This is a genomic window from Arthrobacter sp. JDC6 (assembly GCF_056484025.1).
Genome location: NZ_CM151278.1, coordinates 1296031 through 1310379, shown reverse-complemented (window position 1 = coordinate 1310379; position 14349 = coordinate 1296031). Strand labels below are relative to the sequence as shown.

General features: G+C 61.7%; 15 protein-coding genes. 10 read left to right on the top strand and 5 right to left on the bottom strand.

What is annotated here, in order from left to right:
- Positions 1-5: 5 nt before the first annotated feature.
- Together ACV095_RS06190 and glmS are read right to left on the bottom strand one after the other, a co-directional pair.
- On the bottom strand, positions 6-353 hold the full coding sequence (locus ACV095_RS06190) for a holo-ACP synthase (protein ID WP_013601780.1): 348 nt from the start codon (positions 351-353) through the stop codon (positions 6-8).
- Positions 354-539: 186 nt separating this feature from the next.
- Positions 540-2432 (bottom strand): glutamine--fructose-6-phosphate transaminase (isomerizing), encoded by a 1893-nt coding sequence (gene glmS / locus ACV095_RS06185; protein WP_478223121.1) that lies wholly within the window; start codon positions 2430-2432, stop codon positions 540-542.
- A 117-nt stretch (positions 2433-2549) separates the two neighbouring features.
- On the opposite strand from glmS, the gene coaA reads away from it, so the two are divergent.
- The 6 genes from coaA to ACV095_RS06155 all read left to right on the top strand — a co-directional run bounded on the left by coaA (position 2550) and on the right by ACV095_RS06155 (position 8736).
- Entirely contained in the window at positions 2550-3545 is a 996-nt protein-coding gene (gene coaA / locus ACV095_RS06180) for a type I pantothenate kinase (protein WP_186447803.1), read from the top strand.
- Between the two features lie 5 nt (positions 3546-3550).
- The gene (locus ACV095_RS06175; RefSeq protein ID WP_478223120.1) at positions 3551-4414 is read left to right on the top strand and encodes a M15 family metallopeptidase; all 864 of its coding nucleotides are present in this window, start codon (positions 3551-3553) and stop codon (positions 4412-4414) included.
- A 173-nt stretch (positions 4415-4587) separates the two neighbouring features.
- Positions 4588-5667: a hypothetical protein gene (locus ACV095_RS06170; protein WP_478223119.1), complete on the top strand. Its 1080-nt coding sequence runs from the start codon at positions 4588-4590 to the stop codon at positions 5665-5667.
- 28 nt (positions 5668-5695) lie between these two features.
- Positions 5696-7258 (top strand): phenylacetate--CoA ligase family protein, encoded by a 1563-nt coding sequence (locus tag ACV095_RS06165; RefSeq protein WP_478223423.1) that lies wholly within the window; start codon positions 5696-5698, stop codon positions 7256-7258.
- An 83-nt stretch (positions 7259-7341) separates the two neighbouring features.
- On the top strand, positions 7342-7743 hold the full coding sequence (gene mscL / locus ACV095_RS06160) for a large conductance mechanosensitive channel protein MscL (RefSeq protein WP_018769177.1): 402 nt from the start codon (positions 7342-7344) through the stop codon (positions 7741-7743).
- Positions 7744-8073: 330 nt separating this feature from the next.
- Positions 8074-8736: a methyltransferase family protein gene (locus ACV095_RS06155; protein ID WP_478223118.1), complete on the top strand. Its 663-nt coding sequence runs from the start codon at positions 8074-8076 to the stop codon at positions 8734-8736.
- Between the two features lie 95 nt (positions 8737-8831).
- Here ACV095_RS06155 and glmM read toward each other — a convergent pair whose 3' ends face one another.
- The 3 genes from glmM to rplM form a co-directional block, all read right to left on the bottom strand.
- On the bottom strand, positions 8832-10193 hold the full coding sequence (glmM, locus tag ACV095_RS06150) for a phosphoglucosamine mutase (RefSeq protein WP_026265751.1): 1362 nt from the start codon (positions 10191-10193) through the stop codon (positions 8832-8834).
- 157 nt (positions 10194-10350) lie between these two features.
- Entirely contained in the window at positions 10351-10854 is a 504-nt protein-coding gene (gene rpsI, locus ACV095_RS06145; RefSeq protein ID WP_018769171.1) for a 30S ribosomal protein S9, read from the bottom strand.
- 38 nt (positions 10855-10892) lie between these two features.
- On the bottom strand, positions 10893-11336 hold the full coding sequence (rplM, locus tag ACV095_RS06140; protein ID WP_015937805.1) for a 50S ribosomal protein L13: 444 nt from the start codon (positions 11334-11336) through the stop codon (positions 10893-10895).
- A gap of 293 nt (positions 11337-11629) precedes the next feature.
- Between rplM and ACV095_RS06135 the strand changes: the two genes are divergently transcribed.
- The 4 genes from ACV095_RS06135 to ACV095_RS06120 all read left to right on the top strand — a co-directional run bounded on the left by ACV095_RS06135 (position 11630) and on the right by ACV095_RS06120 (position 14321).
- A complete protein-coding gene (locus ACV095_RS06135; protein ID WP_478223422.1) occupies positions 11630-12295 on the top strand; it encodes a prepilin peptidase in 666 nt (221 codons plus the stop codon).
- A gap of 277 nt (positions 12296-12572) precedes the next feature.
- Entirely contained in the window at positions 12573-12767 is a 195-nt protein-coding gene (locus tag ACV095_RS06130) for a Flp family type IVb pilin (protein WP_478223117.1), read from the top strand.
- A 115-nt stretch (positions 12768-12882) separates the two neighbouring features.
- Complete coding sequence (locus tag ACV095_RS06125) at positions 12883-13290, top strand: TadE/TadG family type IV pilus assembly protein (RefSeq protein WP_478223116.1); 408 nt, start codon at positions 12883-12885, stop codon at positions 13288-13290.
- Positions 13278-14321, top strand: coding sequence for a pilus assembly protein TadG-related protein (locus ACV095_RS06120; RefSeq protein ID WP_478223115.1), 1044 nt, complete (start codon positions 13278-13280; stop codon positions 14319-14321). The genes ACV095_RS06125 and ACV095_RS06120 overlap by 13 nt, the downstream gene beginning before the upstream one ends.
- Positions 14322-14349: the final 28 nt, after the last annotated feature.

The window sequence follows — 14349 nt, the reverse complement described above, 5'->3', positions numbered from 1 at the left end:
CCTGGTCAGCCTTCGGCCAGGACCGTGGCGGTGGCGATGCCGCCGTCGTGGCTGATGGACAGGTGCCAGCGCTTGACGCCTTTGGCCTCGGCAACCGCAAGGACGGTCCCCTTGACCTGGACGGTGGGTCCGTTATGGTCGAGGCCGATCCAGCAGTCCTGCCAGTTCATGCCGGCGGGCGCACCAAGGACCTTGGCCACGGCTTCCTTCGCGGCAAACCTGGCTGCCAGGGAGCGGGTGTTCAGTTCCCGTTCCGCCGGCACGAACAGGCGGTCCCTCAGGCCCGGCGTCCGTTCCAGCTGGCGGCCGAACCGCTCGATGTCTACTACGTCTACCCCGATGCCAACGATCATGCGCTTCATTCTACGGGGGCGCGCCTGGCCGGAAGCGGGTGCAGGGTGCGGTTTGACCCCGGAAATTGCGGTTGTCCGCCATCAGCGCAAACACCTGGTTTTGGCACGGCAGGGTTAAGGTGAAAGCCCCGGGCCCACTGACTGGTTCAGTGGGCCCGGGGCTTTCAGCTGTTCATTGGCTGGCTGTTACTCGACGGTGACGCTCTTGGCGAGGTTGCGGGGCTGGTCCACGTCGTAGCCCTTGGCTGCCGCGAGTTCCGCGGCGAAGATCTGCAGCGGGACGGTGGTCAGCAGGGGCATGAGCAGGGTGGGGGTTTCGGGGACGTAGAAGACGTACTCGGCGTAGGCCTTGACGGCTTCGTCGCCTTCCTCGGCGATGACCAAGGTGCGGGCGCCGCGGGCGCGGACTTCCTGGATGTTGGAGACCACCTTGGCGTGCAGCGAGTCGCGGCCGCGCGGGGACGGGACCACCACGAACACCGGCTGGCCTTCATCGATCAGGGCGATGGGGCCGTGCTTGAGCTCACCGGCCGCGAAGCCCTCCGCGTGGATGTACGCGATTTCCTTGAGCTTCAGCGCGCCCTCGAGGGCCACCGGGTAGCCCACGTGGCGGCCCAGGAACAGCACGGACTTCTCGTTCGCCATGCTGCGGGCCAGTTCGCGCAGCGGCCCGGCGTTGTCCAGGATGGTCTGGATCTTCGCGGGGATCTTGTTCAGGTCCGCGAGGACGTCCTTGATCTGGCCGGAGAAGATGTTTCCGCGCAGCTGGGCGAGGTACAGGCCCAGCAGGTAGGCGGCGGTGATCTGCGCCAGGAACGCCTTGGTGGACGCCACCGCGATTTCCGGGCCGGCGTGCGTGTACAGCACGGCGTCGGATTCGCGCGGGATGGTGGAGCCGTTGGTGTTGCAGATGGAGATGGTCTTGGCGCCCTGTTCGCGGGCGTACCGGACTGCCATCAGCGTGTCCATGGTCTCGCCGGACTGGCTGATGGAGACCACCAGGGTGTTCTGGTCCAGGATCGGGTCCCGGTAGCGGAACTCGTGTGCCAGCTCCACTTCCGTGGGGATCCGGCACCAGTTCTCGATGGCGTATTTGGCCACCATGCCCGCGTAGGCGGCGGTGCCGCAGGCCAGCACGATGATCTTGTTGACCTGCTTCAGCAGTTCCGGATCAATCCGCAGCTCGTCCAGGGTCAGCTTGCCCTTGATGTCCGAACGTCCCAGCAGGGTCTGCGCCACGGCGTCGGGCTGGTCATGGATTTCCTTCTCCATGAAGGAGGAGAAGCCGCCCTTTTCCGCGGAGGCCGGGTCCCAGTCCACGTGGTATTCCTTGCCCTGGGCCGGGTTGCCGTAGAAATCGGTGATCTCCACCGTGTCTGCGGTGATGGTCACGATCTGGTCCTGGCCCAGCTCCACCGCGCGGCGGGTGTAGTCGATGAACCCGGACACGTCCGAGCCCAGGAAGTTCTCCCCCTCGCCCAGGCCCACCACCAGCGGTGAGTTGCGGCGGGCGGCCACGACGACGTCGGGCTGGTCCGCGTGCACGGCCAGCAGGGTGAAGGCGCCCTCCAGGCGCTGGCAGGCCAGCTCCATGGCGCGGGTCAGGCCACCGTTCGCGGTGTCCCCGCCCAGCTTGTTCCGGAGGATGTCGGCCAGCAGCGCGGCAGCGACCTCGGTGTCCGTCTCGGACAGGAACGTGACGCCCTTTTCAAGCAGCTCGACCTTGAGCTCGGCGAAGTTTTCGATGATGCCGTTGTGGATCACGGCCAGCTTGCCGCCGTCAGCCAGGTGCGGGTGCGCGTTGCGGTCCGTCGGGCCGCCGTGCGTGGCCCAGCGGGTGTGTCCGATCCCGGTCACCGTCTCAGGCAACGGGCGGGCCTCCAGCTCGGCAATCAGGTTGCTCAGCTTTCCGGACTTCTTCCGCGACTCAATGGCGCCCTTGGACACCACTGCCACGCCGGCAGAGTCATAACCGCGGTACTCCAGGCGGCGCAGTCCTTCAAGGACAACATCCAGGGCACTGTGACCGTTAATTGCACCGTCAACCGGACGGCCTACGTATCCCACGATTCCACACATAGGCACAAGACTATCGGCAGCGTGCCTGTTGCTCTAAACCGGCGGCCCACCCGGCGGGGCGTTTGCGGGGGCCTGCGTGACGGGCTCCGCCGCGCTGAGCAGGGCGCTCATTTCGTGATGGGCCGGGCGCGGGGCAGAATCTTTAGCGTGACTTCGCAACGCAATGAAGCGAACGGGGAGGGTGCCTCGCCGTTCGTGGAGCTGGACCGGCAAACCTGGTCCCGGCTCGCAGCCCAGATGGAACAGCCCCTTAATGAAGAGGATGTGCTGCGCCTTCGCGGGCTCGGTGACCCCCTGGACATCAATGAAGTCAGGGATGTCTACCTGCCGCTGTCACGGCTGCTGCACCTGTACGTTGAGGCGGCGGGGCAGCTGCACGCGGCCACTACCACGTTCCTGGGCGAGCAGACCCAGCGCACCCCGTTCGTGATCGGCGTGGCCGGTTCGGTTGCCGTGGGCAAGTCCACCATCGCCCGCGTGCTGCGTGAGATGCTCCGCCGCTGGCCGGGCACCCCCAACGTGGAACTCATCACCACCGATGGCTTCCTCTACCCCCTGGCCGAACTCAAGCGCCGGCAACTGCTGGACCGGAAGGGCTTCCCGGAGTCCTACGACCGGCGGGCGCTGCTGCGCTTCGTGAGCGAGATCAAGGGCGGCGCCGAGGAAGTGCGCGCGCCCTGGTACTCCCACGTCACGTACGACATCGTGCCCGGCAAGGAAGTGGTGGTCCGCCGCCCGGACGTGCTCATCGTGGAGGGCCTGAACGTCCTGGCTCCGGCACGGCCCCGGCATGACGGCCGCCAGGGGCTGGCACTGAGCGACTTCTTTGACTTCTCCATCTATGTCGATGCCAAGACCTCCTACATCGAGGAGTGGTACGTGGACCGGTTCCGGAAGCTGCGCAGCACCGCGTTCGCACAGCCGGAGTCCTACTTCCACCGCTACGCCACGCTGTCCGACGAGGAAGCCGAAACCACGGCACGCGACATCTGGAAGCGGATCAACGAGCCCAATCTGGAGGAGAACGTCCTTCCCACGCGGGGGCGGGCGCAGCTGGTGCTGACCAAAGAAGCGGACCACTCCATTCGCCGCATGCTCCTCCGGAAGGTGTAGCACAGGTGTGCTACCAATGCGGGTCCCCCAGCCGGCGCAGCTTCACCCGGTTCCTCGCAGCGGGGGCCGGGCTGACTGTCCTGGCAGCGTGCACGCCTGAGGCACCCAAGGCCGTGCCGGCGTCGTCCGCTGCTTCTTCCGCAGCCCCCTCCCCTGCTGCGGTCACCGCTTCAGCGGGCCCGACGGCGGAAGCCGCCACGGTGGGCCAGTCACCGGAGGTGCCGTCCCCCGCACCGTCACCGTCGCCGTCGGCGGCCCTGGCGCGTCAGTTTTCGCTTGATGACCCGGCCAGCCAGTGGGTCATCGTCAACAAGCACCGGCCCCTGAAGCCGGCGGACTTTGTGCCGGCTGACCTGGTGCGTCCCGCCGTCGCCATTTCCGCCGCGGGCGAGGCGGCGCTGTTGAACAGCACGACGGCTGCGGCGGCCGAAGCGATGTTCGCGGCCGCCGCGCAGGATGGCGTGGCTTTGGTCCTGGCCAGCGGCTACCGCTCGTACAGCACGCAGGTGACCACCTACAACGGGTACGTCGCGGCGCGCGGGCAAGCCGATGCCGACACGGCCAGTGCCCGGCCCGGCCACTCGGAGCACCAGACGGGGTGGGCGTTCGACATCGCGGACGGCGGGGGCGCCTGCAGCTTCCAGCCGTGCTTTGCCGACCAGCCAGCGGCGTCCTGGGCGAAAGCCAACGGCCACCGCTTCGGATTCGTGGTGCGGTATCCCTGGATGCTGCACCCCATCACGGGGTACTACTACGAGCCGTGGCACCTGCGGTACGTGGGTGTGGAGGCGGCCACGGACATGCTGAACCGGGGCATCGGCACGCTGGAGGAATACTTCGGCCTGGAAGCGGCACCGGCGTACCTGTGATGCCGGTGATACCGCTTCACCTGAGCGGGCCGGAGTGTAAAGGGGCCAAGTCAGGCTGCCATTCCTGACAACCCCTAAGTCCAGGCTGGCGAGAGGCCATCGGTGCCTCAAGTATTGCGCAGGATTTGAGCACCAAGATAGTCATTGCTAGCTGCGTCTCATAGATTGACGGCATGGTTATGGATGCCGGAGCCCTTTGGCTCGATCTCGTTAATGACGTTCGCTGGTATCCCTCACCTCATAACTCCCAGCCGATTAAGTTGAGAGCCATCAGTGAGACGGCGGCAGTTATTTATTATGACCTTGACCTCGGATTGCCTGCCGAGTCGTTTGGTATCCCCTTCGGCCATGTCTGTGCGGGTGTATTTTTGGAGTCGTTGTCCGTAGTCGCTGCGGCCCGCGGCTACCGGACAACGGAATTCCTTGAACACTCGGAAATGGATTTCGCCGCCGAAGACCGGCTTCATGTTATTGGCACAGTGCGATTGGAACCTGCTGCCGGTGACGACGCGCTGCAATCTGAGTCTTTACGTCGGCTAGCCGCGTTCCGCGCCAGACGAACCTCCCGCCGACCCTATGACAGCAGGATTGTGGGCGATGAGTTGCTGGTCTCTGCTTCCGCAATCGCGGCCGCCCAAGGATTCGAATTCCGATCGACGGTTGATGCCGGCCTTGTTTCTTTACTCGTGCAAATCAATCAAAAGACTCTGTTTTCGGATTTGCGAAATGATGCCGTCTACGCCGAGATTATGCACTGGTTGCGGTTCTCTAAGGAAGAAGCGGCCGCAAAGGCCGACGGCTTGAGTGCGGAAACGATGATGATGCCTGGTCGGATCCTTCGCTTCGCGATGGGTCACCGCGGCTTGTGGTCCCTTCCTCTGATCGGCGGTCTCATAAGGGGCCTCTACTTGCGCACAATGCATGGGGTGCGGCAACTCGGGTGGCTGGAAGGGCGGTTCGCCGAGCCCGCCGATTATTTGGAGGCCGGGCGGACGTTCATGCGGATCTGGATTTTCTTTACGGAGAAAGGCGTCTGCCTCCATCCCTTCGGCACCGTTATCACCAACCCGGCCTCTCACGCCGAGTTTGTACAGGCTGCGGGAATACGTGAAACCGCGAACAGAATGGCTTGGATGCTCTTCAGATTCGGCTATAGCGACACCCCTCCAGCCGCCCACCGCCGCCCCGCCACCTCGACTCTGCTTAGTCCATTGCCTGAAGACATGTCACTACAGGAGCCCCTCCGTGAATAAAAGGTTCATATTCGTATTCGTGTTTCTCATGGACAGGTTTGTTGGACTGTTCACCCCGAGAATCTCCACGCACCGGATCCTGCTGATGCCGGGCATCGAGCCTTTCCGGTGGACGGCCGGCCGCTGGAGGGCATGGCGGACCTTTGAGATGGCAGCCAAACGCGTACCAGCCTATCGCGAGTTTCTCGCCGAAAACGGGGTACCTGGGAAGCTTTCACTCGGAGGCAAAACACTGACGCGGGCCTTCGCAGCGCTGCCGGAGATGGACAAAGACAGCTATATCAAACGTTGGACCATTCCCGCCCGCAGCGTCGACGGGGTGCTTCCCCGCCACGGCGTAGTGGTCGACGAATCCTCTGGAAGCTCAGGTGTTCCCACCAGCTGGGTACGGGGCCTTGAGGAGCGCCTCGCCACACGGCAGCTGCTCCAGGTGGGCTTTTCCCGGACTGCGGAAACGCTCAAGAAGCAGCCCTTCGTGCTCAACTGCTTTTCGCTCGGAGCGTGGGCCACAGGGATGAACGTGACGACTTCGCTCACGGACGTCACGATGATCAAATCCATTGGCCCGGACCGTGACAAAGCAATCGCCACGATGCTCGAATTCGGGCCCGACTACACCTACATCATCCTCAGCTACCCGCCCTTTTTGAAATCCTTGTTCGACGACGACCGGGTCAAATGGGAAGACTACGACATTGTTGCCGCGTTCGGCGGCGAGGGTATCAGCGAGAACATGCGGGCCCACATCACCAAGTACGCCCACAGCGCCTTTGGGTCCTACGGTGCCTCCGACCTTGAAATAAACATCGCCATCGAAACCGATTACACAGTGGAACTTCGCAAGGCGTTAGATGCCAACGCTGAACTGTCAGCACGGCTCACGCGGCAGGACGAGTACGGCGTCCTACCGATGATCTTCCAGTTCAACCCATACGACTACCTGATGGAGACGAACGCGGACGGGGAACTCGTCGTCACTATCGTGCGGAAAGAGAACGTCAACCCGAGGATCCGTTACAACATCCACGATCGAGGGCACGTGCTACGTGTACGTGAAGTCAATGCCGTGCTGAAGGAATTCGGGCTCGAAGACGTTATTCGTCAACAGTTCCTCGATCTGCCGCTGCTCTTCCACTACGGCAGGAGCGACCTGTCCGTCGACTTCAACGGGGCGGTTGTGGCACCGGATGCGCTGCGCGATGTGCTCAGCAGCGACCAAACCCTTCTCGCAGCCGTAGAAAACCACCGCCTCGTCAGTTTCGAAGATGAGCAGGGAAACCGGCAGCTGCACATTGCACTGCAACTGACGGCAAAGGCCACCCACGAGCGCACGTTGGACGAGGCTGCATACAGGAACTACATCCTCGAGCAGCTGAGAAAAATGAACGGCGATTTCAACAACGCAATCCTGACATCGGCGGAATCGAGCCTGCCCACCATTGCGTTCTATGGACGGCGCACCGGCCCGTTCACTTCTGATGGCGTGAAACTCAAGAGCGAATACGTTTGGCAGCTCGGTCCCTCAGCTCCCCAAGACTGGACCCTGGACTTGACCTTTCGGGCGCAGAAGAATCCAGCAGCCGCTATCTGATCCGTGACGTGATGTTTTCTCAAACGGTGTGACGCCCCTTAACCGGAAGTCCGGGGACTGGGACATGCGCTAGTTTGGTTCGTATGCTGACTGGATTCAAAAACTTCATCATGAAGGGCAACGTGGTTGACCTTGCGGTCGCCGTCGTCATGGGTACTGCTTTCGGCGCCGTTGTGACGGCGCTGGTCAACAAAGTGCTGATGCCCTTCGTCTCAGGCCTAGTGGGTGCACCCAACTTCGACAGCTTCGGAAGGGTGGAGCTGAACGGCAACGCCATCGAGTTCGGAGTGCTGCTGACCGCTGTGGTGAACTTTCTGCTGATTGCGGCGGCCATCTATTTTGTGGTGGTGATGCCGATGAACATCATGATTGAGCGCCGCAACCGCCGGCTTGGGATCAACAAGGATGTGAAGAAGGACGCTGCAGAGGATCCGCAGGTCGCGCTCCTGACCGAGATCCGGGATGCATTGAAGGACCGGGTCTAAGCCTTTCTAACCGCAAAGTGGCCCGTCTCCCTGTTGGGAGGCGGGCCACTTTTTTGCTGCGTCTAGTTGGAGGCGAGTTCCAGCGCGAGCTCGGTGCGGACCACCTGGGCCAGGTGCTCGGCGATGGCGTCGGGCCGCGCCGCTCTGCTCCGGTCAAGGCCCGTGATGTCATTACACGCGGAGTTTGCTCAGGATCGGGTCAATTTATGGGAAATTACCCCCCTTAAATCCCCGAGTCCTATTAGGCTCATCGCACCGCCACCTCAACGAGGAGACCGCGGAACTGTGACTGCAGATGTTGGGTCTGCAACTCTCTGGAAGGCTTTATCGATGAAACTTCGCGAGGAGTCAACGTCAATTGATATTGAACGGGTAATTCTTGTCCCGATCATGGCCCTGTTGTTGCTGTGCGCAGTCTCCGCACTATTTTCGGGCTCGAAGGTCGCTTCGACTTCTGCCCTCGTCACCGCGTTGCACGTCGCCTACCAAGTACTCATGACTGTCTTTTATCTGATGGTGCTTTTCTTCCTTCTAACCAGGAATTCTGCAAGTGCCCGGAGCGGACGGATTGCTCCCACAGTCGCGGCATACATCGGGAGCTTCCTGCCTTTCCTGTTCGCGTTTGCGGGTGGGTCGGAAGTATCGGAGGGTCTAGCTCTGTTTGCGGTGGGGCTCATGACCTTGGGAATGGTCTTTACTGTCTGGTCCCTGATGACGCTCGGCAAGAGCTTCGGGGTAGAGCCCCAAGTAAGAACGCTGGTGCAAGACGGGCCCTATCGGCTGATCCGCAACCCTCTTTATGTCGGAGAGATGGTGACTCTGATCGGCGCAGTTTGCTTCAGTCCCACGTTGTTGAAGACAGCAATCCTTGTGGTACTGGCAGCCGTTCAGGCGTACCGGGCAATTCAGGAGGAGCAGCTACTAGCGGATAACTTGCCCGAATACGCCGCATACAAACTGCGGACAACGCGGTTCGTGCCGGGCCTGTTCTGACCTTGTGGCTGATCCTAGGAACCGCGCCATGTAAGTCCCCCCAACCGATGGTGGCCCATCTCCCTATCAGGAGGTGGGCCACATTTCTTTACCTTCTAGTTTGAGGCGAGCTCCAACGCGAGCTCGGTGCGGACGACCTGGGCTAGATGTTCGGCGATGGACTGAGCCGTCTCCTCGTCGGCGGCCTCCACCATGACGCGGACCACGGGCTCGGTGCCGGATGGGCGGAGCAGGACGCGGCCGGTTTCACCCAGCGCGGCTTCCGCCGATGCCACGGCCTGGGCCAGGACGTCGCTGCTGCCCACACGGGTGCGGTCCACACCCTTGACGTTGATGAGGACCTGCGGGAGCTTGGTCATCACGGTGGCGAGTTCCTTGAGCGGTTTCCCGGTCAGTGCCACCTGCGCGGCGAGCTGCAGGCCGGTGAGAAGGCCGTCGCCGGTGGTGGCGTGGTCGGCAAAGATGACGTGGCCGGACTGTTCGCCGCCCAGGTTGTATCCGCCGTCGCGCATGCCCTCCAGCACGTAGCGGTCCCCCACCGCGGTTTCCACGATGGTGATGCCGGCTTCGCGGAGGGCGATCTTCAGGCCGAGGTTGCTCATGACGGTGGCTACCAGGACGTCATCCTTGAGCTTGCCGGAGTTCTTGAGCGCCACGGCGAGGATGGCCATGATCTGGTCGCCGTCAACCTCGTTGCCCTCGTGGTCCACGGCCAGGCAGCGGTCGGCATCGCCGTCGTGGGCTATACCCAGGTTGGCACCGTACTTGATCACGGCTTCCTTGAGCGGGCCGAGGTGGGTGGAGCCGACGCCGTCGTTGATGTTGAGGCCGTCAGGATCGGCGCCGATGACGACCACGTCAGCCCCGGCATCCTTGAAGAGCTGGGGTGAGCAGCCGCTGGCCGCACCGTTGGCGCAGTCCAGCACCACGGTGAGGCCATCCAGGCGGTGCGGGAGGGTGCGGAGCAGGTGGACGATGTAGCGGTCCTCTGCGTCGGAGAAGCGCTGGATGCGGCCCACGTCGGCGCCGGTGGGCCGGACGGCTTCCTTGCCCATCTGGGCTTCGATGGCGTCCTCCACCTCGTCGGGCAGCTTCTGGCCGCCGCGGGCGAAGAACTTGATGCCGTTATCCGGTGCCGGGTTGTGGGAGGCGGAGATCATGACGCCGAAATCCGCGTCCAGGTCCGCCACCAGGTAAGCGGCCGCGGGGGTGGGCAGGACCCCTGCGTCATAGACGTCGATGCCTGAGCTGGAGAGCCCGGCTTCCACGGCTGCGGCGATGAATTCTCCGCTGGCGCGCGGGTCGCGGGCCAGCACGGCGCGGGGCCGGGAGCCGTTGGAGTTGCGGTCGTGGCCGAGCACGACGGCGGCCGCCTGGGCCAGCTGCAGGGCCAGTTCTGCTGTCAGCAGGCCGTTGGCCAGCCCCCGGACACCATCAGTTCCAAATAATCTAGACACCGGTCAAGTGTAGAGGATGGGTGTGCTGCGGCTTGAAACGGCTGGCCAGAGGCTGGTTTCGTTCGTATGGTTGGCGAGCCCACGCTTAGGCAGCCTCCATCAGAAACGGAGAAGCCCGCCCCGCTGGATAGCGGGACGGGCTCCTGTGCAAGCGGATTTAGCGCTTGGAGTACTGCTGAGCCTTACGGGCCTTCTTGAGACCGGCCTTCTTACGCTCGATGACACGGGCGTCGCGGGACAGATAACCGGCCTTCTTCAGGGTCGCGCGGTTGTTCTCGACGTCGATCTCGTTCAGCGAACGAGCGATGCCAAGACGCAGGGCGCCTGCCTGGCCGGAGATGCCGCCGCCGTGGATGCGGGCGATGACATCGTATGCACCTTCGAGATCGAGGATCTTGAAGGGCTCGTTGACGTCCTGCTGGTGCAGCTTGTTCGGGAAGTAGTTCGCCAGCTCGCGGCCATTGATGGTCCACTTGCCGGAGCCGGGCACAACGCGAACGCGTGCAACGGCTTCCTTGCGGCGGCCAACAGCTGCGCCGGCAACGGTCAGGGCCGGACGCTCCTTCTTGGGAGCAGCTTCAGCAGCTGAGCTCTCAGAGGTGTAGCTGGTCAGGTTTTCCTCGGCCTCGACGACCTCGGTGGTCTCTTCGTTCTGAGCCACGATTCTCCTTGTATAGATAAGTTGTTTGGTGGCCAGGACTACTGGGCGACCTGGGTGATTTCGAAAGTCTTAGGCTGCTGGGCGGCGTGCGGGTGCTCAGCACCGCGGTACACCTTCAGCTTGCCGAGCTGCTGGGCAGCCAGGGAGTTCTTGGGGAGCATGCCCTTGATGGCCTTCTCAACGGCGCGGACCGGGTTGGATTCCAGCAGTTCCGCGTAGTTGACGGAGGTCAGGCCACCCGGGTAGCCGGAGTGGCGGTATGCGCGCTTCTGCTCCAGCTTGGCACCGGTCAGGGCTACCTTCTCAGCGTTGATGATGATGACAAAGTCGCCCATGTCCATGTGGGATGCGAAAGTGGCCTTGTGCTTGCCGCGCAGCAGGATTGCGGTCTGGCTTGCAAGACGACCAAGGACAACGTCGGTGGCGTCAATGACGTGCCACTGGCGGTTGATATCGCCGGGCTTCGGGGTGTACGTACGCACGGTGTTTGCCTCGTTCTTGTTCTGGCGTTCTTGTTTAGGTGTCGCTAGCTCGCGCACCTACTGTCTGCGCGCTACCGGAACAGAGGTGAGGGCTCCATGTAACCAGTCATCCTGAAGTTCCGAATGTGCACGTTGAGTAGTTATCCTGCAACCGGATTCTCAAGCGGGCACGCACCATCGGAATAGGACACGCACAACGACTACCAAGATTAGCGCGTCAGGGGCTTCAGGGTCAAAATGAGGTAGCCGACGGCCGCTGGGGCCATGCCGGCGCGACCAAAATGGGGGATGCAGTGTTGTCAGTGGCGAATGTGGCCTCCAACAGTTGGCTGCTTGTCATAGGGGTCGGACTTCTGGGATGCGCACTCTCCCCCATCGCCGAGATCCTGATAGCAAAGCTTCTTCCCAGGCTCGGTGGAACGCCCGCTCTGAGGACAAGACTTGCAGCGGCAGCAGTCACCGGCCTCGCGTGCGTCGCCTTCACTTTGCATTTTGGAATCACCTTAAGCCTTCCAGCGTTCCTTTTCCTTGCCCTATTAGGCACGCAGCTCGCACGAATCGACGTGGCGCTCCATTTGTTGCCAAACCCGCTCGTACTCATACTGCTCGCCGGCGGCATTCTGCTGTTTCTATGGCCCGGTATATTCGCTAAGCAATCGGACGATCTGCTTCGGGCAGTCCTGGGAGCTGTCACTTTGTTTGCCAGCTACCTTATTTTGGGACTTATTTCTCCCGGCGGCATCGGTTTGGGCGACGTGAAGCTCGCGGCCCCCGTTGGCCTTTACCTGGGGTACCTAGGTTGGAGCCATCTCCTCTACGGAGGGCTCGTCGGGTTCATCTTGAATGGCATCGTCACGGTGATTGTCCTGAGCAGGAAAGGCCGAAATAAAGCCACCGAAGTGCCCCACGGGCCCTCCATGCTGGGCGCTCTTGCCCTCGTCACATTCTTTTTCGCTTAGCAAATCAGGCGTACCCCTGTTCCTCGGCAGCGCCGTGGCTTCACGCCGCCGAGTAGTCTGCGGCACACCTGCAAACACTGACTGAGTACCGAACCGCGTATTCGAGTATGTACTTTTGGCGTCCCCCGAAAAAGTCGAGTACCGCTACGCATTGTTACCCTATACCCCTCAGTGACAATCTCTTCTTAGCGAAGTCCAGCCGCTAAAGAGTTTACGGGGGCAGCTGGAAATTCGTTGAAATTCAATAATCCATTTCACCGAATTAAAGGAAATTACAATGACTTCTCTCATGGTCTCAATGACTGCTTTCATCGCCGGCGTCAAAGATCGCTTCACCCGCGAAGAAAAGGGCGCCACGATGGTGGAGTACGGCATCATGGTCGCCCTCATCGCAGTGATCGTCATGATCGCCGTCGGGCCGCTCGGTCTCGCCATCCAGGGCCTCTTTGCCGGGATCACGCCGCAGCTTTAGTCATCGACTCCCAGGCCGGTTCCGGAACCCGAAACTGGGGCCGGAACCGGCCTGCCTCCTTAAAGGACCGGTTCTTCACACTCATATTGACCCAAACCAAACCGGGGAGACGGTTTTGAAAGCGAAACGAAAAGAACGTGGCGCGGTCGCTGTCGAAATGGCGATGCTCCTGCCGCTGCTTCTTCTGATCCTGATCGGAACAATCGAATTCGGCCGCGTGCTCAACGTGCAAATTTCGATGACCCAAGCAGCCCGAGAAGGCGCACGCTACGCGGCTATCCACTATAAGGAGGCCGGGCTGAACGTAACAGCAGCAACCCTGGCGGCCGCGCCGTCCCTCTCTGGGCTTCCTGTTGGCGTCACAAATAACGCCGGCAGCTGCACTGCGGGTTCCAACGTTACCGTGACCACAACGGTGACCTTGCCATCGCTCTCCGGATTTCTGGATGCTGGCTTCTTTGGCGCCCCCGGCCTCTTTCCAATCACCCTCACAGGAGTAGGAGTTATGAGATGCGGCGGGTAGAAAGCAGTCAAGCAACCAACCGGTATCATCCACTAGCAGAAGACCGCGAACATGGCGCCGCAAGCGTTATTGTCGCCATCTTCTTGGTTGTCCTTCTCGCATGCGCGGCTTTGGCAGTCGATGTCGGCGCCATGTACGCGGAAAAAGCCCAGCTACAGAACGGGGCAGACTCCGCAGCCCTGGCGGTCGCCAACCAATGTGCCAAGGGGTCCTGTGGTAACTCTGCGGCAACAGGAAACCTCTTCGCCAACAGCAATGCCAATGACGGTACGAGCGGGGCGACGGTTACATTTCCTGATTCAACGACCGTTAGAGCAGAAACCAGGGCTCGTGCAGCAGGCTCAACGACTGACGGTTTCGGTCTCTTTTTCGCCCGCGTCATGGGTTTTGATAGCACCCAAATTCACGCAACCGCAGAAGCGTCTTGGGGCGCCGTATCCGGTGCAACCAGCTTTCCTTGGACTATCAGCGATTGCGTCTTCAAAAAGAACCTCACTGCCTCACAGTTGGCTGAGTTCAATGCGACCGGAACCTTCACCGGGGATCCCATCCCTAACCACCTCACGCTTCGCTACGACGAGAACACACCGCCGTACCCAGGCTGCGCAGCCCAAAACGGCTACGCTCCGGGCGGCTTCGGCTGGCTCGACGCCGGCAGCGACTGCTCCGCCACGGTTGATGCTGGCACCGCCGTCGTAGGCAGCAAACCTGGAATTGCCTTGCCGAACGTATGTTCCACTATGCCATCAACCATTAAGGGCACCACTGTCCTGATTCCAGTCTTTTCATCGGCTGTCTCGCTCAACAACGGCAACAACACTAAGTACACGATCGTTGGCTTCCTAGCCTTCAAGGTGACGGGCTACAAGTTCAGCGGCAGTGTCCAGGACCTCGATCCGCTCGCACCTTCCTGCAGTGGCAACTGCCGTGCAATCCAGGGGTACTTTACGCGCTTTGTGTCCCTTGCCGAGGGGTTGTCTACGAGCAACATTCCCAATTACGGCGGCTCAGAGGTGTACCTCAAGAACTAACGTGCGGGACTTTCCCCGCTAGTCGACA

Excerpts from the sequence above, each read along its gene's own strand:
- ACV095_RS06190 (WP_013601780.1), bottom strand. The coding sequence starts at position 353 with ATGATCGTTGGCATCGGGGTAGACGTAGTAGACATCGAGCGGTTCGGC.
- coaA (WP_186447803.1), top strand. The coding sequence starts at position 2,550 with ATGGGCCGGGCGCGGGGCAGAATCTTTAGCGTGACTTCGCAACGCAAT.
- ACV095_RS06130 (WP_478223117.1), top strand. The coding sequence starts at position 12,573 with ATGACTTCTCTCATGGTCTCAATGACTGCTTTCATCGCCGGCGTCAAA.
- ACV095_RS06165 (WP_478223423.1), top strand. The coding sequence starts at position 5,696 with ATGGACAGGTTTGTTGGACTGTTCACCCCGAGAATCTCCACGCACCGG.
- mscL (WP_018769177.1), top strand. The coding sequence starts at position 7,342 with ATGCTGACTGGATTCAAAAACTTCATCATGAAGGGCAACGTGGTTGAC.
- ACV095_RS06120 (WP_478223115.1), top strand. The coding sequence starts at position 13,278 with ATGCGGCGGGTAGAAAGCAGTCAAGCAACCAACCGGTATCATCCACTA.
- ACV095_RS06170 (WP_478223119.1), top strand. The coding sequence starts at position 4,588 with ATGGTTATGGATGCCGGAGCCCTTTGGCTCGATCTCGTTAATGACGTT.
- glmS (WP_478223121.1), bottom strand. The coding sequence starts at position 2,432 with ATGTGTGGAATCGTGGGATACGTAGGCCGTCCGGTTGACGGTGCAATT.
- ACV095_RS06155 (WP_478223118.1), top strand. The coding sequence starts at position 8,074 with ATGAAACTTCGCGAGGAGTCAACGTCAATTGATATTGAACGGGTAATT.